The 20,514-nt window shown below is 65.2% G+C and carries 20 protein-coding genes and 1 riboswitch; of the genes, 18 read left to right on the forward strand and 2 right to left on the reverse strand.

Annotation, left to right across the window (positions count from 1 at the left end; genetic code table 11):
• Positions 1-7 precede the first annotated feature (7 nt).
• Genes ACQR1D_RS09220 through arsB form a run of 3 tightly spaced genes read left to right on the forward strand, consistent with a single transcriptional unit; the run spans position 8 to position 1,923 of the window.
• Positions 8-370, forward strand: coding sequence for an ArsR/SmtB family transcription factor (locus ACQR1D_RS09220; RefSeq protein WP_316182963.1), 363 nt, complete (start codon positions 8-10; stop codon positions 368-370).
• Positions 363-890, forward strand: coding sequence for an arsenate reductase ArsC (locus tag ACQR1D_RS09225; protein ID WP_316182964.1), 528 nt, complete (start codon positions 363-365; stop codon positions 888-890). Before ACQR1D_RS09220 ends, ACQR1D_RS09225 begins: the two co-directional genes overlap by 8 nt.
• Positions 891-894: 4 nt before the next feature.
• On the forward strand, positions 895-1,923 hold the full coding sequence (gene arsB, locus ACQR1D_RS09230) for an ACR3 family arsenite efflux transporter (protein ID WP_316182965.1): 1,029 nt from the start codon (positions 895-897) through the stop codon (positions 1,921-1,923).
• 35 nt (positions 1,924-1,958) lie between these two features.
• On the opposite strand, the gene ACQR1D_RS09235 is transcribed toward arsB, so the two are convergent.
• Entirely contained in the window at positions 1,959-2,204 is a 246-nt protein-coding gene (locus ACQR1D_RS09235) for a hypothetical protein (protein ID WP_316182966.1), read from the reverse strand.
• Positions 2,205-2,550: 346 nt separating this feature from the next.
• Here ACQR1D_RS09235 and ACQR1D_RS09240 point away from each other — a divergent pair, with 346 nt between their 5' ends.
• The 15 genes from ACQR1D_RS09240 (at position 2,551) to ACQR1D_RS09310 (ending at position 18,728) form a co-directional block, all read left to right on the forward strand.
• On the forward strand, positions 2,551-2,856 hold the full coding sequence (locus ACQR1D_RS09240; protein ID WP_315805353.1) for a PepSY domain-containing protein: 306 nt from the start codon (positions 2,551-2,553) through the stop codon (positions 2,854-2,856).
• Positions 2,857-3,522: a response regulator transcription factor gene (locus tag ACQR1D_RS09245; RefSeq protein WP_315805354.1), complete on the forward strand. Its 666-nt coding sequence runs from the start codon at positions 2,857-2,859 to the stop codon at positions 3,520-3,522. It abuts the gene before it with no gap.
• Positions 3,519-4,937 carry a sensor histidine kinase gene (locus ACQR1D_RS09250; RefSeq protein WP_316239286.1) on the forward strand — a complete coding sequence of 473 codons (1,419 nt, stop codon included), beginning with the start codon at positions 3,519-3,521 and terminating at the stop codon, positions 4,935-4,937. The genes ACQR1D_RS09245 and ACQR1D_RS09250 overlap by 4 nt, the downstream gene beginning before the upstream one ends.
• Before the next feature lie 109 nt (positions 4,938-5,046).
• On the forward strand, positions 5,047-5,595 hold the full coding sequence (locus tag ACQR1D_RS09255; protein WP_316182968.1) for a cytochrome b: 549 nt from the start codon (positions 5,047-5,049) through the stop codon (positions 5,593-5,595).
• Between the two features lie 60 nt (positions 5,596-5,655).
• Positions 5,656-6,351: a VIT1/CCC1 transporter family protein gene (locus tag ACQR1D_RS09260; protein ID WP_315805357.1), complete on the forward strand. Its 696-nt coding sequence runs from the start codon at positions 5,656-5,658 to the stop codon at positions 6,349-6,351.
• Between the two features lie 539 nt (positions 6,352-6,890).
• Positions 6,891-7,502 carry a hypothetical protein gene (locus ACQR1D_RS09265; RefSeq protein WP_315805358.1) on the forward strand — a complete coding sequence of 204 codons (612 nt, stop codon included), beginning with the start codon at positions 6,891-6,893 and terminating at the stop codon, positions 7,500-7,502.
• Positions 7,503-7,673: 171 nt separating this feature from the next.
• On the forward strand, positions 7,674-7,922 hold the full coding sequence (locus tag ACQR1D_RS09270; RefSeq protein WP_434837938.1) for a DUF3551 domain-containing protein: 249 nt from the start codon (positions 7,674-7,676) through the stop codon (positions 7,920-7,922).
• Positions 7,923-8,074: 152 nt separating this feature from the next.
• A riboswitch (SAM-I-IV-variant riboswitch) is annotated at positions 8,075-8,184 on the forward strand.
• A 45-nt stretch (positions 8,185-8,229) separates the two neighbouring features.
• Positions 8,230-8,700 (forward strand): GNAT family N-acetyltransferase, encoded by a 471-nt coding sequence (locus ACQR1D_RS09275; protein WP_315805359.1) that lies wholly within the window; start codon positions 8,230-8,232, stop codon positions 8,698-8,700.
• A 506-nt stretch (positions 8,701-9,206) separates the two neighbouring features.
• Complete coding sequence (locus ACQR1D_RS09280; RefSeq protein WP_434837844.1) at positions 9,207-10,598, forward strand: serine hydrolase domain-containing protein; 1,392 nt, start codon at positions 9,207-9,209, stop codon at positions 10,596-10,598.
• Between the two features lie 787 nt (positions 10,599-11,385).
• Positions 11,386-11,667 carry a DUF3606 domain-containing protein gene (locus tag ACQR1D_RS09285; RefSeq protein WP_315804343.1) on the forward strand — a complete coding sequence of 94 codons (282 nt, stop codon included), beginning with the start codon at positions 11,386-11,388 and terminating at the stop codon, positions 11,665-11,667.
• 24 nt (positions 11,668-11,691) lie between these two features.
• Entirely contained in the window at positions 11,692-13,926 is a 2,235-nt protein-coding gene (glgX, locus tag ACQR1D_RS09290; RefSeq protein WP_315804342.1) for a glycogen debranching protein GlgX, read from the forward strand.
• Positions 13,927-14,022: 96 nt separating this feature from the next.
• A complete protein-coding gene (locus ACQR1D_RS09295; RefSeq protein WP_434837845.1) occupies positions 14,023-15,096 on the forward strand; it encodes a tartrate dehydrogenase in 1,074 nt (357 codons plus the stop codon).
• Between the two features lie 171 nt (positions 15,097-15,267).
• Complete coding sequence (pyk, locus tag ACQR1D_RS09300; protein WP_315804340.1) at positions 15,268-16,686, forward strand: pyruvate kinase; 1,419 nt, start codon at positions 15,268-15,270, stop codon at positions 16,684-16,686.
• 192 nt (positions 16,687-16,878) lie between these two features.
• Positions 16,879-17,691 (forward strand): UDP-2,3-diacylglucosamine diphosphatase, encoded by an 813-nt coding sequence (locus ACQR1D_RS09305; protein WP_315804339.1) that lies wholly within the window; start codon positions 16,879-16,881, stop codon positions 17,689-17,691.
• 47 nt (positions 17,692-17,738) lie between these two features.
• Positions 17,739-18,728, forward strand: coding sequence for a threonine ammonia-lyase (locus ACQR1D_RS09310; protein WP_434837846.1), 990 nt, complete (start codon positions 17,739-17,741; stop codon positions 18,726-18,728).
• Positions 18,729-18,738: 10 nt separating this feature from the next.
• Here ACQR1D_RS09310 and ACQR1D_RS09315 read toward each other — a convergent pair whose 3' ends face one another.
• The gene (locus ACQR1D_RS09315; protein WP_434837847.1) at positions 18,739-20,457 is read right to left on the reverse strand and encodes a caspase family protein; all 1,719 of its coding nucleotides are present in this window, start codon (positions 20,455-20,457) and stop codon (positions 18,739-18,741) included.
• Positions 20,458-20,514 lie beyond the last annotated feature (57 nt).

Consider the following 20,514-nt stretch of genomic DNA (forward strand, 5'->3'; position numbering starts at 1 on the left):
TGGATATATGGAAAACGAACAAGCCGTTCTGGCGCTGGCCGCTCTGGCGCAGCCGACGCGCCTGCAGGCCTTCCGCACGCTGGTGCAGCACGAGCCCGACGGGCTGCCGGCGGGCGAGCTCGCGCGTCTGCTGGAGGTGCCGCAGAACACGCTGTCGGCACATCTATCCGTGCTCGCGCGCGCCGGCCTCGTCAGCTCGATCAGGCACAGCCGCTCGATCGTCTACCGGGCCGATCTCACGCAGTTTCGCGAGGTCGCGCTGTTTCTGCTGCAGGATTGCTGCGGCGGCCGGCCGGAGGTCTGCGCACCCGTCATCGCAAGTCTCACCCCGTGCTGTGCGCCGAAGCGCAAGGAGAAGAGCCGTGTCTGACCGCATCTACAATGTCTTGTTCCTCTGCACCGGAAATTCGGCGCGCTCGGTGCTGGCCGAGTCGATCCTGCGCAAGGACGGCGCGGGCCGCTTCCACGCCTTTTCCGCCGGCAGCACGCCGAAGGGCGCGGTGCATCCGTTGGCACTCGAGACGCTCGCGCGCATGGACTATCCGACCGACGATCTGCGCTCGAAGAGCTGGAGCGAGTTCGCCGCCGCCGGCGCGCCGGCGATGGATTTCGTCTTCACGGTCTGCGACAACGCCGCCGGCGAGGCGTGCCCGATCTGGCCGGGGCAGCCGATGACCGCGCATTGGGGCATCGAGGATCCGGCGGCGGCCGCAGGCACGGAGCTGGAGAAGCTCGCGGCGTTCACGACCGCCTTCCGCTATCTGAAGAACCGGATCGACGCCTTCATCAATCTGCCGCTCGGCCGCATCGATTCGATGTCGCTCGGCACGCGGCTGCGCGCGATCGGGACGGGCGAGGGCGCAACGTCGTTCCGCTCCGACGTGGCCTGATCCGATGACGATCTTCGAACGCTATCTGACGGTCTGGGTCCTGCTCTGCATCGTCGTCGGTATCGGTCTCGGCCATTTGATGCCGGGGCTGTTCGCGGCGGTCGCGTCGGCGGAGGTGGCGCGGGTCAATCTGCCGGTCGCGGCCCTGATCTGGCTGATGATCATCCCGATGCTGCTGAAGATCGATTTCGCCGCGCTCGGCAACGTGAAGGAGCATTGGCGGGGCATCGGCGTCACCCTGATCGTCAATTGGGCGATCAAGCCGTTTTCGATGGCTCTGCTCGGCAGCATCTTCATCGGCCACGTGTTCGCGCCGATGCTTCCCGCAGGCCAGTTGTCGTCCTACGTGGCGGGTCTGATCCTGCTGGCGGCGGCGCCGTGCACGGCGATGGTGTTCGTCTGGTCGAATCTGTGCGACGGCGAGCCGCACTACACGCTGAGCCAGGTCGCGCTCAACGACGTCATCATGGTGTTCCTGTTTGCGCCGCTGGTGGGCCTGCTGCTCGGCGTCGCCTCGATCTCGGTGCCCTGGACAACCCTACTGCTGTCGGTGCTGCTCTATATCGTCGTGCCGGTCATCGTCTCGCAACTCTGGCGCCGTGCGTTGCTGCGTAGCACGGACGGGGCGTTGGTGCGCGCCTTGCGGGTGCTGCAACCGGTCTCGCTCGTGGCGCTGCTCGGGACGCTCGTGCTGCTGTTCGGCTTCCAGGGCGAGCAGATCCTGAAGCAGCCGGTCGTCATCGCGATCCTGGCCGTGCCGATCCTGATCCAGGTCTATCTGAACGCGGGGATCGCCTATTGGCTGAGCCGCCGGCTCGGCGTGGCCTGGTGCGTCGCGGCTCCGGCCGCCTTGATCGGCGCCAGCAATTTCTTCGAGCTGGCGGTTGCCGCCGCGATCAGCCTGTTCGGGCTCGACTCGGGGGCTGCGCTCGCGACCGTCGTCGGGGTTCTCGTCGAAGTCCCCGTGATGCTCTCGGTCGTGCGCATCGTCAAGGCGACGCGTCGCTGGTACGAAGCGGGCCTGCCGGCCTAGCCTTGGTCCGTGCCTTGGTCAGAAGCCGGTTCGCCTCACCGCCGCGGCTCGTCCTGATCGTCGTCGTCGCCTTCGCGGTCCCGGCGCGCGGGCTCGTAGCTCAGCAGCTGGCTGTCGGCCGGCGCATGCAGCGCCGCGAGATGCGGATAGGCCGCCAGGGTGCCGTCATCGGCACGGGCCACCGGCACCAGCGTGGGTGCCGTCTCCCGGCCGGCTTGTGACATCGCCAGGAGGCCGCCCAGCCCCGCCAGCACGGCTGCCAATGTCATCGTCTTACGCATTCTCGTCTCCGAACTCACCGCGCCCCCGGCTCGCTCCGTCCGGGCGGGATCATGTCGCAACGAGGCTGACGGCATCCTGTCAGGTTGAGTCAGCGAGACGTCAGCTTGTCTCGGGCAGGATGCCGATCCCTTGCGAGTTTCCACCCGCGCATCGGCCTGAGCGCAATTCCGACATCGGAAGTTCAAACTAAAATCCGCACCAGCTCCTTAGCATCTGCGAACGCTCCGCAAGTCGACCCCCGCAATTCGAACCCAGTGGCGCGCGCGCAACGAATGACGACGAGCTTTGAAGATCAGAGCGTCAGGCCCCGGGAAGATCATGCATTTGCCTCAAATCGGACGGTTCATGCGCATCACGGCATTTGCGATGCTGATCTCGACGGCGGCGTCCGCGGCGACGGTGGCGCGCGAGGACGATCGCGAGCGCCGTGATGCCGTGCGTCGCGCGGTGGAGGCGGGCGACGTCCTGCCGCTGTCGCAGATCCTGCCGAGATTGCGCGGCCGGATCGCCGGCGACGTGATGGGAATCGATGTCGACCGCCAGCGTGGCCGCTGGCGGTATGAGTTTCGGGTGATCGGCCGTGATGGCCGCGTGCGCGAGGTCTATGTCGATGCGCGCAGCGGCGAGATCGAGCGGATCGAGGAAAAATAGATGCGTGTGCTGCTGGTCGAGGACGATCCGCGGCTGTCGTCCGACCTGGCGCGGACGCTGCAGGCGGCGGGCTATCTGGTCGAAACGTCCGACAACGGCGAGCAGGCCTGGTTTCTCGGCGACACGGAGGATTATGGCGCCGTGATCCTCGATCTCGGCCTCCCCGGCATGGACGGCCTGTCGGTGCTGAAGCGCTGGCGCGGCGCGGCGCGGCATATGCCGGTGCTGATCCTGACGGCGCGCGCGAGCTGGGCCGAGCGGGTCGACGGCATCGATGCCGGCGCCGACGATTATCTGCCGAAGCCGTTTCGCAACGAGGAGCTGCTGGCGCGACTGCGCGCGATCATCAGGCGCTCCGCCGGCCATGCCGCTCCGGTGCTTTCGTCGGGCGACCTGATGCTCGACGAGCGCCAGATGAAGGTCAGCCTGTCCGGCGTGCCGGTGACGCTGTCGCAGCTCGAATACCGGCTGATCGCCTATCTGCTGCGGCAGAGCGGCCGCGTCGTGCCGCAGCATGAGCTGGAGGAGAACGTCTACGGTCTCGGCCACGAGCACGACTCCAACGCGCTCGAGGTGCTGATCCGGCGCGTGCGCAAGAAGCTCGGCGCCGACATCATCGAGACCCGCCGCGGCTTCGGCTACATGATCCCGGAGACGACGGAATGAGGCTCGGCTCGCTGCGGCTGCGACTGGTGGCGGCGGGCACCATCGCGCTGCTGGTCGCGCTCGGCGTCGCCGGCTTCGGCATGGTCGTGCTGTTCAAGCGCCACGTCGCGCGCACGCTCGCCTCCGATCTCGACATCCACCTGCGCCAATTGCTGAACGGCCTCGAGGTCGATGCGGAAGGGCGCATCGTGGTCGCGCGGCCGCCGGCCGATCCGCGCTTCGTGGTGCCGCTGTCGGGGCTGTACTGGCAGATCTCGGACGATCACGGCCAGTTGCTGCGCTCGCGCTCGCTGTGGGACACCATCCTGCCGCTGCCCATCGACGAGCCCGGACCGAGCGACGTGCATCAGCATGAGCTCGCCGGGCCGGATGGCGAACACGTGCTGGTTGCCGAGCGCGGCATCCTGATGAATCCGGAAAGCCAGATCCGCGTGCGCGCGGCCGTGGCCTACGACCTCGACGGCGCCACCAGTGCGGTGCGGACCTTCGCCAAGGATCTGTCGATCGCGCTCGCCGTGCTGGCCGTCATCCTCGCCGTCGGCACCTCGGTTCAGGTCACTCTCGGCCTGCGTCCGCTCGGCGTGCTGCGCCGTGGCGTCGCCGAGATCCGCAGCGGCCGGCGCCAGCATCTTCCCGTGGACGTGCCGACCGAGGTGGCGCCGCTGGTCGAGGAGGTCAACGCGCTGCTCGATGCGCAGAGCCGCGAGATCATGCGCTCGCGCAGCCGTGCGGCCGATCTCGCCCACGGCTTCAAGACGCCGCTCGCCGCACTCGCGGCCGACGCCGCGCGCTTGAAGGAGCTCGGCCAGATCGAGCTGGCGCGCAATGTCGAGGATGTTGCCGAGGCGATGAGCCGGCAGGTCGATCGCGAGCTGGCGCTGGCGCGGCTGCGCGGCAAGGCTCGCGGCGGGCCGGAGGCCGCAACCGAGCTGGCGCCGCTGGTGAATGCGCTGCTCGGGACGCTCGGCCGCACGCCGGCGGCCGCCCATGTCAGCTTCGATGGCGAGGTGCCTCCAAGCCTGCGCGTCGGCATGGACCGCACGGATCTCGCCGAGGTGCTCGGCAATCTCCTGGAGAACGCCGCGCGTCATGCGGCGAGCACGGTTCGCATCGTCGCCAGTGCGACCCCTCTGATCGTCACTGTCGAGGACGACGGTCCGGGCATTCCGGACGCGAAGATCGGCCGCGTGCTCGAGCGCGGCGGCCGCCTCGACGAGCAGGGGCCGGGCAGCGGGCTGGGGCTCGCGATCGTGCAGGACGTGCTCGAAGCCTATGGCTGGCGGCTGCACATCGGACGTTCCCAGCTCGGCGGCGCCAGGATCACGATCGCGCCGGCCATCGTCTCGGCGCTCCGCTGGTCGCAGCCCGCGACGTCGCAGGCCACCCCGGCGCCGTCCATTCTGACAGCAGGCTGACATCCCGCGTCAGCGGCGCGACGCCCCCGGTCGGCTATTTCCTCCGGTCCTACCACCCCCGCGCTCCGGCCTGCCGGCAGCGGGGCCCAATGGCCGAAGGAAGCTGATCATGCGTATTCGAAACTCCGCCAAGACGTATGGCTCCGTCGCGATCGCACTGCACTGGATCGTCGCCGTGCTGGTGCCGGCGGCCTGGATTTCAGGCCATCTCGGCGACGTGCTGCCACGTCCCGCTCATGACATGGGCCTGTTCATGCACGTCTCGCTCGGGCTGTCGATGCTCGGCTTCGCGCTGGCGCGCCTGGCCTGGCGCCTGGCCGATCCGCCGCCGGTGCCTGAAGCGACCAAATTCGGCGCGTGGACCGTTCATGTCGGCGAGATCACGCATCTGCTGATCTACGGCATCATGTTCGCCATTCCGGTGCTTGGCATCGTCACCCAGTTTGCCCGCGGCTACGGCTTGCCGGTGTTCGGCCTGTTCGAGATCGCCTCACCCTGGATCGGCGACCGCGGCTTCGCCCACGACATGAAGGAGATGCACGAGGCGCTGGCCAATGGCCTGATGATCCTGATCGGCCTGCACGCCGGCGCCGCCTTGCTGCACCATTACTGGCTGCACGATCGCACCCTGCGGCGGATGGTGCCGGGACTGCGGTGATCGCGCCTGTCATCCGGGCCTGCTAGAAGGCCTCCGTCGAACACGTCATCGGAGGCCGTCATGCCGGCAACGCCGCACATCGAAAAGCACTTCACCGCGTCGGAGGTCGTCCGCGACGTCGTCATCGGCATGGCCGACGGCCTCACCGTGCCGTTCGCGCTCGCCGCCGGTCTTTCGGCGGCGGTCGCCAGGACCGACGTGATCGTCACGGCCGGCCTCGCCGAGGTCGTCGCCGGCGCGATCGCGATGGGGCTCGGCGGCTATCTCGCCGCCCGCTCCGACGCAGAGCACTACGCCGCCGAGGAGAAGCGGGAGCACGACGAGATCGAGAAGCTCCGCGGTCGCGAGGTCGAGGAGGTCGCGGCGATCTTTCGCGGCTATGGTCTCGAAGGCCAGGCCTTGACCACCGTGGTCGACGCCATCGCGTCCGATCGCAAGCGGTGGGTCGACTTCATGATGCGCTTCGAGCTCGGCCTCGAACGCCCGGATCCGAAGCGCGCGCCGGTCAGCGCGGTGACCATCGGCGGCTCCTACGTGATCGGCGGCCTGATCCCGCTGATCCCCTACATGCTGGCGGCCGACATCTCGTCGGCGCTCCGCATCTCCGTGATCGCCACTGGCATTGCGCTCTTGATCTTCGGCGCCATCAAGGGCCACTTCACCGGCGTCAACAAGATCAAGTCTGCGCTGCAGACCGCCCTCGTCGGCGGCCTCGCCGCCGGCGCCGCGTTCTGGCTGGCGCATCTGTTCGGGTGAGGTGGAGCGGGATTGCGGTCTAGGCCGTTCGGACGAAGGTCACCGGGCCGGTCATGATCCCGTCACCCGAGCTGTAGGGTGGGCAAAGAGGCGTACGCGGCAACGCCGCGTCGCATCGGGCCCACCGCGCGTTTCGAGCGGTGGCGATGGTGGTCACGCGCCGCTTTGCCAGCAGCGTCAAGATTGATGGCACGCTGAACTAACAACCTGCCGTAGGGTGGGCAAAGGCGCGCCGGGATGCGGCCTTGTCGGGCGAGCTTTCACGCGCGCCGTGCCCACCGCCTACACCCAGCGCCACCGATGGTGGGCACGCGCCGCCCTTGGCGTCGCTTTGCCCACCCTACGGCAGCGTTGTCTGTGACAAAGAGCTTTAGGCTCGCCGAGTTCGAGACTGTTGGTGCTCTGCGGATCTGGACGTCCTGACGACGGCGTTGGGTTGAGACCATGCGTCAGCCTTGAACCAGCATAGCTCACCTTTAGGCCAGAATCTGACGTTCCATCCAATTGGCCGTTGCGGGGAGTTATGGTAGTCGGTTTGGGTGAGCAAGACCCTGACCCCGACCAAAGCAAGAGACCTCGCGATCCGCCTCGCATCTGCTCGCCCTGACGAAGCGCTAAGCGTCGCAAGGGGGATAGAAGCACCTTGGTTCAGGTGTCAGGCGTTATCTCACGTCGCACGCCATTGGCCCGATGAAAGGTATAGCCGCCTCCTTGAAGAGGCGATTCTGGCAGCCGACTGTCAGGAGGATATTTTCAATCGTGTAGCCGTCTCGGCATGGCCGATCAGGGCATACCTCGAGCGCGGCAACGGGCCACCCGCCAAAGAACTTCTCACAAAGTATGTCGCTGCCTCCAGCGCCATTGAAAACATGGGGAGTCGTTCAGAGGCGCTGTTTTCCATATTTCAAGCGTCAAAGCCCTTCGACACCGGGTTATGGCGCCCTGTATTTTGGGCTTTGGTGGCAGCAGCGGAGCCTGCTCTTTCCTGGCGTCAGCTTAGAAACCTGAGGGACGCCGTCGCAATGGTTGCCTCCGATCACGATGAATTGGTGCATCAGGTATTTGAGAAGCTTTCTGAACCGAAAAATCTTTCGACCGTGAGACGCTACCTCGGCCAACATATCAAGCAGCAGCCGCGCTCCTATTTCTGAGTCATGAGCCGCCGAAGCTAGCTGCGATCGCCTGCTTTTCGTGGAGCAAGAGAGGGTCACCTGACGACGCGGATACCGAAACCCGCCGCGCCTGCGGATGAAGCCCGCGTTGACGTGGCCGCGCCGGCAGACCCTTTCGGATTGGTCAGCCGCATGTCATGATGGCTGATGATGCGCGCGCTTCTCCTCATGACTTCGATCATCGTGCTTGCAACCGCTCCAGCCGCGGCTCAGCGGTTCGATGGCAATGATCCGGTGTGCCTCCAGACATGGGAATGGGGCGGGTCCAGCACGGTCTCGTGCCAGTACAGGTCGTGGGAGGCGTGCAGAGCAGGAGCTGCGGGCCTTTCGGCCATGTGCTTGCTGAACCCCTATGCACAGCGCCCGCCTGAGCCAAGCCGCCGTCGGCCTCCCCGGTAGGCGCCGATTGCGGCCTGACAAGACTCCAATCTTCGACGGAGCGGCCATCGTCGGAGCCGACCAAAAGGTTCGAGATGAGCCAGGAGCGGCCACGCGTTGTTCCTCAAACTGGGGGCGTACTTGCCAAGCTCGATAGTGCCCGCTATCGTCAACTCCAACATCAAGAGTTGGGCCGACGCCCAGCGCCAACCTGCTCCCCGAGCAAGGTGGCTTTCTTCCTTCGGAAGAAGATGTGGCCGGTCCGGCAACTAAACGGGACAAGCCACCACGGCGTCATGCGCTCATCTCTTCGAAGAAGGGGACGAGAATGACTGTCGATCGAATCGAAATTGAGCTGGCCGATGCAAGGTCCCCGGACCTGATTAATCTCGTAACCGCGCTGGACGATTTCTTAAACAAGGTCTGCGGGGTGGAGAGGAATCACGGCTCTCCAATTGATCGGCTAGCGCACGACGACACGCAAATGTTTATCGCGCGGATTGCCGGACAAGCCGTTGGCTGTGCAGGGCTGCAGGTGTTCGCGGATGGTACCGGGGAGGTGAAGCGCATGTATGTCGTCACCGAGGCTCGGACAACTGGAATAGGCAGCAGGCTCCTGACGCGCGTTGTGGAAGCGGCCTTGACCGCCAAGCTGTCGGTTCTGCGGCTGGAAACCACGGAATTTCTTCCCGATGCCCAGAGGCTCTATCGGGCGAAGGGGTTCGTTCCGTGCCCAGCGTATGGCCCTTACGTTTCCAACCCGATCAATTTGTACTTCGAGAGATGGCTGACGAAATGATGGTCGAGGGCGATGTGACGACAAGGAATAGATGATCAAGTCTGCTTTTCGATCGTGTTGCACAATCGAGATCGCCTCTCAGACCAGCCTTACATGGGGTGGTTACTCCGCCATCGCTAGCATCCTACATGGTTGAGGTCGAGCATTCAGATGGCACGGAGATGCTTGTGTTATTTTTCTTGCATCGAGGAGGCACGGTTTGCTTTCGGAAAGCTCCCAAGGACAGAAGAGTTGATAGCGCGTGACGATCCTTACCTGTTGAAGAGGTTGGCGTCCTCATCGCCGCGTTGAATAAGGATGAGTAGCGATTTCTCACCAGCCGGTCACACAGTTTGGTCGTAAGGGAGTTCCGTTCGTTCCATGTCCGTTGTGGGCCAACAAGAGACGTCGCCATGAGGATGGTTGGCGGGTATCCAAAGAAAACACTTCAACAGGCGTTCTGCTTAATTCCGTTAATGATTAGTGTGTAGCAATCTGGTCAAGCTCGCAACGGGTGGGATCATCCTATGCATATTCGCCAGATTGTTTTCGCTGTCGTGCTGCTCGGCGCTTTGGTTCGGTTCGAGCATGCCCAAGCTGAAGATGGCTTCCCAGCAGCGGAGTGGGAGCGCGTCACGCCTGCAGAATTGGGTTGGTCAGAAACCGGATTGACCCAAGCGCGATCCTTTTCGGATCAGATTCATTCGAGCGCGGTTGTGATCGTTCAGCACGGCAAGGTCGTGGCCGAGTGGGGCAGTACGACGAAGCCGATGGAAGTCGCTTCAATCCGCAAGAGCATGCTCAGCGCCCTGATCGGCATCGCAGTGTCGGATCACCAGATCAACCTTGACAGCACGCTTGGCGAACTTGGCATCGACGATAACCCGCCTGGCTTGACCGGGGTCGAGAAGGGCGCGACGGTGCGCGAACTCCTCGAAGCGCGTTCCGGGGTCTACCACGCGGCGCTCTATGAGACGCCGGACAATGCCAAGATGAGACCGCCGCGCGGCAGTCACCCGCCCGGCACCTTCTGGTATTACAACAATTGGGACTTCAACGCGCTTGGCACGATCTACGAGCACGCAACTGGCATCGGCCTCTTCGAGGCGCTCGACCAAAAGATCGCAAAGCCAATCGGCATGCAGGACTACCGGCCACAGGATGGCAGCTACGTCCGCGGCGAAGCGTCTATCCACCCCGCCTATGAGATCCGCATGAGCGCACGGGACTTGGCGCGTTTTGCACTTCTCTATCTTCACAAAGGCAATTGGGCCGGACACCAGATCGTGCCGCGGGAGTGGGTGGAAGAGAGCACGCGCAGCTATTCGAAAGCAGCGTTCGGGATGGGCTATGGCTATCTCTGGTGGATCGGCTTTCTGGGCGGTGACGTTGCGCCTACGGTGACTTTGCCCGAGGGCAGCTTTATGGCCCAAGGTGCCGGCGGCCAATACGCCTTAGTCGTACCCGCACTCGACCTTGTCGTGGTGCATCGTGTCGACCGCGATGCGCCGTACGTCGAACCTTCATTTCGCAACATGGCTAGGCTCTTCTGGCTCATCCTGAAGGCCGATGGCTATGATCCGGGGCCCGATGCCTCGCTCACCGCAGCAACCGGCGAAAGACCGACAGGTGAGACCCTGGCCGCAAAATTCAAGGGCAAGACGATCAGCTTCGGTCCGAAGCTCAAGAATGGTCCGTTATCCATGCGATTCGAGCCCGACGGCCGGATGACTTATCCGCACTGGGACGAGTCCTTTGGGCCTGCAACGGGGACATGGGCGGTCGCGGAGGATAAGCTCTGTATCTTGGTCTCGGCTGCTAGACGTCGTTGCTACATTCCAGTGCTGAACGGTGAGCAGATTGAGTTGTTCGACCAGCTTGGCGTCATGCAAATCGCCGGGGTGGCGCTGCCTCAGTGATCTGCATGCAGCAATCGGCTCGCGACGTCGGTTCAGGGTCAAAAGCGGACGTGGCTTTGTCGCGCGCATTGGTGCTGACGTCCTGCATCCAGATCCTTCCTGAAGCACTGCGCAAATCGGAGTGCTCGGGTCGACTCCGGTCGCGGGCTCCCGCCGCTCCTTCGCCCGACCGGTGCAAGGGCAGTTGGACCGGCCACCCCGTCGAACGTGTGCGAAAAGGTGCTCGTCGTCGACTGAAAATTTCTATTTCGCGTTTCCAGAAAACGTGCTAGATCATCGCCATCCCGTGCTCCTCGAGAGGGGCGCTTCGCGATCGTCACGGAACGTTGGGCGCGGGATGCGGTGGCTGCAGGATGCCGCAGCGCGGGGTGACCCGCGCGGACGAACGGCAGCTTGCGGACGCGAAGTCGCGTGGTCCTGGCGCCCCGACGCTGGCGCCAAGTCCTCGGGCGACGAGCCCGAGGGCGACGGTGGCTCACAAGCCGGACACCGGGGAGATCGCGAAGTAAGCGTGAAAACCATCGCGCGGGGAATGCCGGGATGTCTCGGCTGAACCTGTGGTGACTGCCGCCTGCTTTTTTTCTGCAGGCGGGCCATGGGGGCGGCCAGCTCCCGGCATTCCCCGTGCCCTCTGCCTGAGGCGAGGGTGACACGACTGACATCACTCGGGCGTAAGACGCCGCGAGACCAATGATTCATGTCCTCATCGCGGTCCTGGGCATGCCGGCGGCTCGCTTTGGGAACCAAATTCCGCAGCCGCGGTTAGCCCTCACGCAGGAGGATCCCAATGCGCCGTCCCAAAATCCAGCCCATCCGCAACAAGCTCGATCTCACCGATCGGGTCCAGGTCCGCATCGTCACGCGGAGGCTGCGCGTCACGCCGGCCGAGTTGACCGAGATCGTCGGCCGCATCGGCAATTCCATCGCCGCGATTTCGAAGGAAGTCCATCAGCAGCGCGCCAGCAAGCCGGCCGTCCCCGCGGATGTGCCGCCCGCTGAGGTGATTGCGTCCGTTGCAGCCACGGAGACCGCTGCCGTCGAGGTCGTTGCGGCATCCGAGACGCATTAGACAGCGCATTGCCAGGGGGCAGCAATGGATCAGATCACCGACAGGGCCGACGCCCTGACGCAGGCGGCGTTCAACCTGCGCAAGGCCAAGATCAGCGAAGGCCGTCCGTTTCCGCTCGGCGCGACCTGGGACGGTCTCGGCGTCAATTTTGCGATCTTTTCCGCGCATGCGACCAAGGTCGAGCTGTGCCTGTTCGACGACACCGGCGAGACCGAACTCGAGCGCATCGAGCTGCCGGAATACACCGACGAGGTGTGGCACGGCTATCTGCCGACCGCCCGTCCCGGCACGGTGTACGGCTATCGCGTGCACGGACCCTACGAGCCCGACGCCGGCCACCGCTTCAATCCGAACAAGCTCGTCATCGATCCCTATGCCAAGCAGCTCGTCGGCAACCTGCGCTGGGGCCCGGAGCTGTTCGGCTACCAGCTCGATCATGCCGACAAGGATCTGTCGTTCGACGGCCGCGACAGCGCGCCGTTGATGCTGAAGTGCCGGGTCATCGATCCCGCCTTCACCTGGGGCACCTCACGCAAGCCGGAAATTCCGTGGGAGCGGACGATCTTCTACGAGATGCACGTCAAGGGTTTTACCAAGCTGCATCCGCTGGTGCCCGAGGCCGATCGCGGCACCTTCGCCGGTCTCGCGCACCAGGACATCCCGGCCTATCTGCGCTCCCTGGGCATCACCTCGGCCGAGCTGTTGCCGATCCATGCCTTCATCGACGACAGCTATCTGGTCGACAAGGGCCTGCGCAACTACTGGGGCTACAACTCGATCGGCTTCTTCGCGCCGGAGCCGCGCTATCTCAAGACGCCGCTCGCGACCGAATTCAAGACCATGGTCAACCAGTTCCACGCCAACGGCATCGAGGTCATCCTCGACGTGGTCTACAACCACACCGCCGAAGGCAACGAGCTCGGGCCGACCCTGTCGTTCAAGGGCATCGACAATGCCAGCTACTACCGGCTGATGCCGGACCAGAAGCGCTACTACATCAACGACACCGGCACCGGCAACACCGTGAACCTGTCGCACCAGCGCGTGCTGCAGCTCGTCGCGGACTCGCTGCGCTATTGGGCGACCGAGATGCGGGTCGACGGCTTCCGCTTCGATCTCGCCACCATCCTGGCGCGCGAGCCCTACGGCTTCGACGAAGGCGGCAGCTTCCTCGACGCCTGCCGGCAGGATCCGGTGCTGTCCAGCGTCAAGCTGATCGCCGAGCCCTGGGACATCGGTCCGGGCGGCTATCAGGTCGGCCAGTTTCCGCCGGGCTGGGCGGAGTGGAACGACAAGTTCCGCGACACCGCGCGCGCGTTCTGGAAGGGCGACGGCGGCACGCTGGCCGATTTCGCCAAGCGCATCTCGGGCTCGGGCGATCTGTTCAACAAGCGCGGCCGAAGGCCCTGGGCGAGCGTGAACTTCATCACCGCCCATGACGGCTTCAATCTCAACGACCTCGTCTCCTACAACGAGAAGCACAACGAGGCGAATGGCGAGGACAATCGCGACGGCCACAGCAACAATCACTCGTGGAATTGCGGCGTCGAGGGGCCGACCGACGACCCCGAGATCACCGCGTTGCGCGAGCGGCAGAAGCGCAATCTGCTCGCCACGATGCTGCTGTCGCACGGCACGCCGATGCTGCTGGCGGGCGACGAGTTCGGCCATACCCAGAACGGCAGCAACAATGCCTATGCGCAGGACAACGAGACCACCTGGCTCGACTGGATGGGCATCACGCCGCAGGGCAGGGCGCTGCGCGAGTTCACGCGCAAGCTGATCGCGATGCGCAAGGCCTTCCCGATCCTCTATCGCAGCCGCTTCCTGGTCGGCTCGCACAATGAGGAGCTCGACGTCAAGGATGTGACGTGGCTCGATCCGTCCGGCGAGGAGATGACGACCGAGCAGTGGACCGATGATCACGCGCGCTGTTTCGGCATGCTGCTCGACGGCCGCGCCCAGGAGACCGGCGTCAAGCGGCGCGGATCGGACGCGACGCTCTTGCTGGTCTACAACGCGCATTACGACGTCGTGAACTTCACGCTGCCGTCCGTGCCCGAGGGCCACAACTGGCTGGCGCTGATCGATACCAACCAGCCGGATGCACAGCCGCAGTCGTTTCCGTTTGGCCACGTCTACGCGGTGACCGGGCGATCGCTGCTGGCCCTCGGCCTGTCCTCGGAGCAGCAGCCGATGCGCAGCCTGCGCCACGGCCTCGGCGCCCTGCTGGACATCGCGGAGGCGCCGCTGGGGTAGGGCGGCGACACAGCCCGGCGCCGGCTTGTCGTTCGCGGGATGTCGTGCAAAAGCTGTCCGGGTGAAACGCCCGGACAGAGGTCAAGAAAAGCTCAAATGCGCACCCATTCCATCGCCGCCATTCCCGCCGACGGCATCGGCCCCGAGGTCATCTCCGAAGGTGTCCGCGTTCTCGAGGCACTCGCCAAGCGCGCGGGCGACATCAGCTTCAACGTCAAGACCTTCGACTGGGGCTCGGACTACTACAAGAAGCACGGCGTGATGATGCCGGCCGACGGCCTTACCGAACTCAAGAAATTCGATGCGATCTATTTCGGCGCGGTCGGCGCGCCCGACGTGCCCGATCACATCACGCTGTGGGGCCTGCGGCTGCCGATCTGCCAGGGCTTCGATCAGTACGCCAATGTGCGCCCGACCAAGATCCTGCCCGGCGTGGCCTCGCCGTTGCGCAATGTCGGCGTCGGCGATCTCGACTGGGTGATCGTGCGCGAGAATTCCGAAGGCGAATATGCCGGCATGGGCGGCCGGGCGCATCGCGGCCTGCCGGAGGAGGTCGGCACCGAGGTCGCGGTCTTCACCCGCGTCGGCGTCGTCAGAATCATGCGCTACGCGTTCAAGCTCGCGCAGTCGCGGCCGCGCAAGTTCCTCACCGTCGTCACCAAGTCGAACGCGCAGCGCCATGGCATGGTGATGTGGGACGAGATCGCGACCGAGGTGGCGCGCGAATTCCCCGACGTGACCTGGGACAAGATGCTGGTCGATGCGATGACCGTGCGCATGACCCTGCAGCCGAAGAGTCTCGACACCATCGTCGCGACCAACCTTCACGCCGACATCCTGTCCGATCTCGCCGGCGCGCTCGCCGGCAGCCTCGGCGTCGCGCCGACCGGCAACATCGATCCGGAGCGGCGCTTCCCGTCGATGTTCGAGCCGATCCACGGCTCGGCGTTCGACATCACCGGCAAGGGCATCGCCAATCCGGTGGCGACGTTCTGGACCGGCGCGCAGATGCTCGAGCATCTCGGCGAGAGGGACGCGGCCGTGCGATTGATGGCGGCCGTGGAAAAGGTGTGTGCAGCCGGCATCCTGACGCCCGACGTGGGCGGCAAGGCGACGACCAAGGAGGTGACCGACGCCGTCATCGACGCGATCCACGGCTCCAACGTCTGAGGCGTGCCACTCTCTTGCACAATTTCGGCGTGTTCCGCGTCGCGCTTGCAATGGACGCTGCGGGGCGTATATCAGCGCTTCCGCTGCGTCCGCGCATGCTAATCACATGCATGTCATAGTGACGCGAGACACGGACTTAAGTGGCCTGGGCTTCAGGAGAAAGGACACATCATGCGTCGTCACCGTCGAGCCAAGATCGTCGCGACTGTCGGTCCCGCGAGCAATTCTCCGGAGATGCTGAAAGCGCTGTTCCTCGCCGGTGTAGACACATTTCGTCTCAATTTCAGTCACGGCACGCAGGCCGATCACGCCAGGGTCCATGCCGCGGTCCGCGCCCTCGAGAAGGAGGTGCAGCGGCCAATCGGCATCTTGATGGATCTGCAGGGTCCGAAGATTCGTGTCGGCACCTTGCGCGACAAGAAGATCCAGGTCGAAGCCGGCGAGACGATTCGGTTTGTCCTCAACGGCACCGAGGGCGACAAGACGTCGATTCCGTTGCCACATCCGGAGATCTTTGCGGCGGTCGCACCCGGTCACGATCTTCTGATCGATGACGGCCGCGTGCGGGTGCGCGTCATGGGCCTCGGCGACGACTGGATCGAAGCCAAGGTGATCGTCGGCGGCGCGATCTCCAATCACAAGGGCGTCAATCTGCCGGGCACGATTCTGGAGCTGTCGCCGCTGACGGCCAAGGACCGCTCCGATCTTGCCTTTGGGCTCGACCTCGGCGTCGACTGGGTGGCGCTGTCGTTCGTGCAGAAGCCGTCCGACGTGCTGGAGGCGAGGGGCCTGATCAATGGCCGCGCCGGCATCATGTCCAAGATCGAGAAGCCGGCGGCGCTGGAGCGCATCGACGACATCATCCAGCTGTCGGACGCGATCATGGTCGCGCGCGGCGATCTCGGCGTCGAGATTCCCAACGAGGACGTGCCGGGCAAGCAGAAGGAGCTGGTGCGCGCCTGCCGGCTCGCGGTGAAGCCGGTGATCGTCGCGACGCAGATGCTGGATTCGATGGTCGCGACGCCGACGCCGACCCGCGCAGAGGTCTCCGACGTCGCGACCGCGATCTATGACGGCGCCGACGCGGTGATGCTGTCGGCGGAATCGGCCAGCGGGCAATACCCGCGCGAGGCGGTCGCGATGATGGACAGCATCATCAAGGCAACCGAGGGCCACAAGATGTACCGCTCCATCGTCGAGGCGACGCAGCCGGGCGAGGAGCAGACCGCACCGCATGCGGTGGCGACCGCCGCGGCCGACCTGGCGTCGGCGATCCACGCCAGGGCGATCGTGGCCTATACGTCGAGCGGAACTTCGGCCTCCCGCGTTGCGCGCAAGCGGCCGAGCCTGCCGATTCTGGCGATCACGCCGAACGAGGACACCTCGCGGCGCATGTGCCTGTTGTGGGGCGCGCACAGCGTGCTGTCGCAGGACGTGCAGAACTACGAGGAAATGGTCGAGCGCGCGACCTTCTTTGCCGTGCAGGAGGAGTTCGCGGAAGCCGGCGACCTGCTCGTCGTCGTCGCCGGCATCCCGTTCGCGCAGGCCGGCACCACCAACAATCTGCGTGTCGTCACCATGCCGAGATAGGAGGCCGATTTTCCCTGTTCGCGCCGCCCGCCTGTCGCCTGATTGTCGCACCGCGCTGGTATCGCGGGGCAGTGACGAAGGACGTCGCGAGTCGTCGAACGAGCGGTGTCCGGTCGCGGTCCGGCAGGACGGGTTCTGCCAGTGAGGCCGTTCGTCATCGCGGTGTCATCAGGGGCTGTTAGGTGGGCGCGCATGGGACTTGAGACTGCTGGTGAAGAAAGCCCGGCTCGGCGCTTTCGGACGTTGTTCATCTCGGACGTTCATCTCGGAGCCCGCGGCTCGCAGGCCAATCTCCTGGTCGATTTCCTGCGCCACCATGATGCCGATACGATCTATCTGGTCGGCGACATCATCGATGGCTGGGCGCTCAAATCGAGCTGGCATTGGCCGCAGTCGCATAACGACCTGGTGCAGAAGATGCTGCGCAAGGCGCGCAAGGGCGCCAAGGTCGTTTACGTCCCCGGCAATCACGACGAGTTCCTGCGCGGCTACTACGGCACGCATTTCGGCGGCATCGACGTCGTCGAGAACATCGTGCACACCGGCACCGACGGCAAACGCTATCTCGTCATTCACGGCGACATCTTCGATCTGGTCGTGCAGAACGCGCGCTGGCTCGCCCATCTCGGCGACAAGGCCTACGATTTTGCGATCCAGATGAACCGGCTGGTCAACTTCTTCCGCCGCATGTTCGGCGTGCCCTATTGGTCGCTGTCGCAATGGGCCAAGCAGAAGGTCAAGAACGCGGTGAACTATATCGGCGCGTTCGAGACGGCACTGGCCTCCGAGGCGCGCCGGCATGGCGCTGACGGCGTGATCTGCGGCCACATCCATTGCGCCGTCATCCGCGACCAGGACGGCATCCGCTACATGAATTGCGGCGACTGGGTCGAAAGCTGCACGGCGCTGGTCGAGCACGAGGACGGCCGCTTCGAGATCCTCACCTGGACCGATCCGCAGCGGCAGCCGGCGCCGGTTCCGCAGCTGGCCGCCCGCGCCGCCTGACACCGGCTCCCTTGCCTCTCGGCAATCGGGCGCGGTAAAATCGGGGTATGACAGCTCATTCCCCGATCCTGCCCGTGACCGCCGCCGACATCGATGCGGCGGCACGCGTCCTCGCGCCCGTGGCCGTGCGGACCCTGCTGCTGCCGGCTCCCGTGCTCAACGAGCGGTTCAAAGCGAACGTGTTCGTGAAGCCGGAGGTGCTGCAGCGGACCGGCTCGTTCAAGTTCCGCGGCGCCTACAACAAGCTGGCGTCGATCCCGCAAGCAGCGCGCGGCAACGGCGTCGTCGCATTCTCCTCCGGCAATCATGCGCAGGGCGTCGCCCATGCCGCCACATTGCTGGGCATGGACGCCACGATCGTGATGCCCTCGGATGCGCCGGCGGCCAAGCGCGAGCGCACCAAGGCGTTCGGTGCCGACGTCGTGCTCTATGATCGCGACCGCGAGGACCGCGAAGCGATCGCGCGCGACATCGCTGCAAAGCGCGGCTCGACGGTGGTGCCGCCCTATGACGATCCCTTTGTCATCGCAGGGCAGGGCACCGTCGGCCGCGAGATCGCCGACGACCTTGCTGCGCTCGGCCTGTCGCCGGATCTGGTGATTGTGCCTGCTTCCGGCGGCGGGCTGCTTGCCGGCGTCTCGACCGCGGTGAAGGCGCGATATCCGCAGACGCAGATGATTGTTGCCGAGCCAAAGGGCTTCGACGACCATGCGCGCTCGCTGCGGGCCGGTCACCGCGAGGCCCACGATGCAAAGGGCCGAACCATCTGCGACGCGCTGATGGCGGCGATTCCCGGCGAGATCACCTTCGCGATCAACAGCCAACTTCTGTCGGCTGCGGTCGAGGCCTCGGATGAGGAGGTGGGGCGGGCGGTCGGCTTTGCCTTCCGGGAGCTGAAGCTCGTGGTCGAGCCCGGCGGGTCGGTCGGGCTCGCGGCATTGCTGGCCGGCCGGCTGGACGCGGCGGGCAAGACGGTGGTGATCGTGCTCTCCGGCGGCAATGTCGACGCTGAGCTCTACGCCCGGCTGATTGCCTGACGATCAAGCCTCAGCGAAAGCCGAGGCCGCCTCTTGCCGATCCTCCACCACCCATGCGCAGTCCGGACTGCGCGACGTGCGGCGCGCCCCGCGTCAGGCCGCCCTGCATCCCGCCTTGACCCCGCGCCATCGACGGATGCGACGCGTTGATGTTCGGCTTGAACGGTCCGGAATTGCCGGGGAAGGGACGCCGGACCTCGCGGGTGTCGAATGGCCGACCAGGACTGCGCTTCAGTGGGTCGCGCTGGATTTTCGTAGTCACGGGCGGATTTGCCGGCGGCATGATCCTGTCGCGCAATTTCGTCTGAGAGATCGGCCCGGGATCGACGACCTTGTTGGGAATCGCGTTGTTGACGGCATCGCCTTTCGTGACGACCGTGGGCGGCAGCGGCCCGCGCGGCGGCATGGTGGTGGTCGGCAGCTTCGGCTGCGGGATCTGGGCGCCCGGATTGAACGGTCGCGCGATCGGCGCCAGTTGCGGCGGCATCATGAGGCGGCTCGGTTGCAGCACGGGGATGGGCCGAGGCTGTCCCTGCAGCCGCAGCGCGACCGGCGCATATGGACTGTCGGCATAGGATTCACGGAAGCTCCGATAGGCGGCCGGCGAATTCGCCAGTACGGCCTCGTGCCACGCCGCGGCCTGCACGAGGCCGGCGAGCAGGGCGCGGATGCGGTCGGCGAGCGGATCGCGCGGATACATCGCGATGAACTCGCGATAATATTGCGGACGGTTCTCCGACAGCACGTAGTCATAGGCCTGCCGCACGGACCGGCTGGGCAGGTCGGCCGCCATCTGGATCACCGGCGCATTCTCGGCAGGGCGCGCGGCCGCGACCAGCGTATCCCCGAAGAAGGTGAAATCGCCGGTGAGCGAAGAGCTTTCCCACGGCGTCTGCCGGCCGTCGGTGGTCTGGTTGACCTGCAGACGGATGCGCTTGAACAATTGCTCGATCGGCAGGTTCGGCTGTCGCGCGAGGTTGAGGAAGGCCTGCGCATAAGGGCTGTGCTCGCCGCGGCCGTCGAGCGCCTCCGCGCCGGGCGAGGTCGAATATCCGAGGATGGAGCCGTTCGGCGCGTCGACGATGGCAAGTCCGCGTCCGGCATCGTTGATGGCAGGGAATGGATTGTTGCGGCAGGCGTCCAGCACGACGATCCGCATGCGGCTCGGGATGGCGTCGAGCGTTGCCATCAGATCCACCAGCCGGATGGTCCCCGTCGTCAGGTCGGAGGGCGCTGAGATACGGGCATCGATCGGGATCAGATAGTTCTCCCCCGCGAGCTGAACCCCATGGCCGGCGTAGTAGACCATTGCCACGGTGTTCGGCCCGTGTGCTGCCACCCGGCTCGAAAAATCCTCCACGACCTTGAGCATCTCGTTCTGCGTCAGGTCGGTCGCCGTGATCACCTCGAAGCCGGCCGAGTTCAACAGCTTGGCAACAGCATGGGCGTCGTTGTCCGGGTTCTCCAGCGGCGGCGCGTTCTGATAGCTCGCATTGCCGATCACGAGCGCGACGCGTGGCTCGGCTCCTTGAGGGATCGCGGCGGGCGTGTTGCTCTCCCTTGCCGGTGAGGGAGCTGCCAGCGCGCGCGGTGGCGTGTGAAGGGTGTCGAGCTCACTGCCGGCGGCGAACGCCGAGCCCGGGCCGACCCAGGCCATCAGGCCCAGCAGCGCGGACATGAGCAGGGATTTCCAGGCGGACGTTACAGCGCGAAATTTCGGAACGGACACGGCGTTCTCCTCAAGCATGCGCAAAGCGAATGGCTTGAGGAGCAGGCTACGCAGATC

Source organism: Bradyrhizobium sp. HKCCYLRH2047 (genome assembly GCF_051168175.1).
Classification (GTDB): domain Bacteria; phylum Pseudomonadota; class Alphaproteobacteria; order Rhizobiales; family Xanthobacteraceae; genus Bradyrhizobium.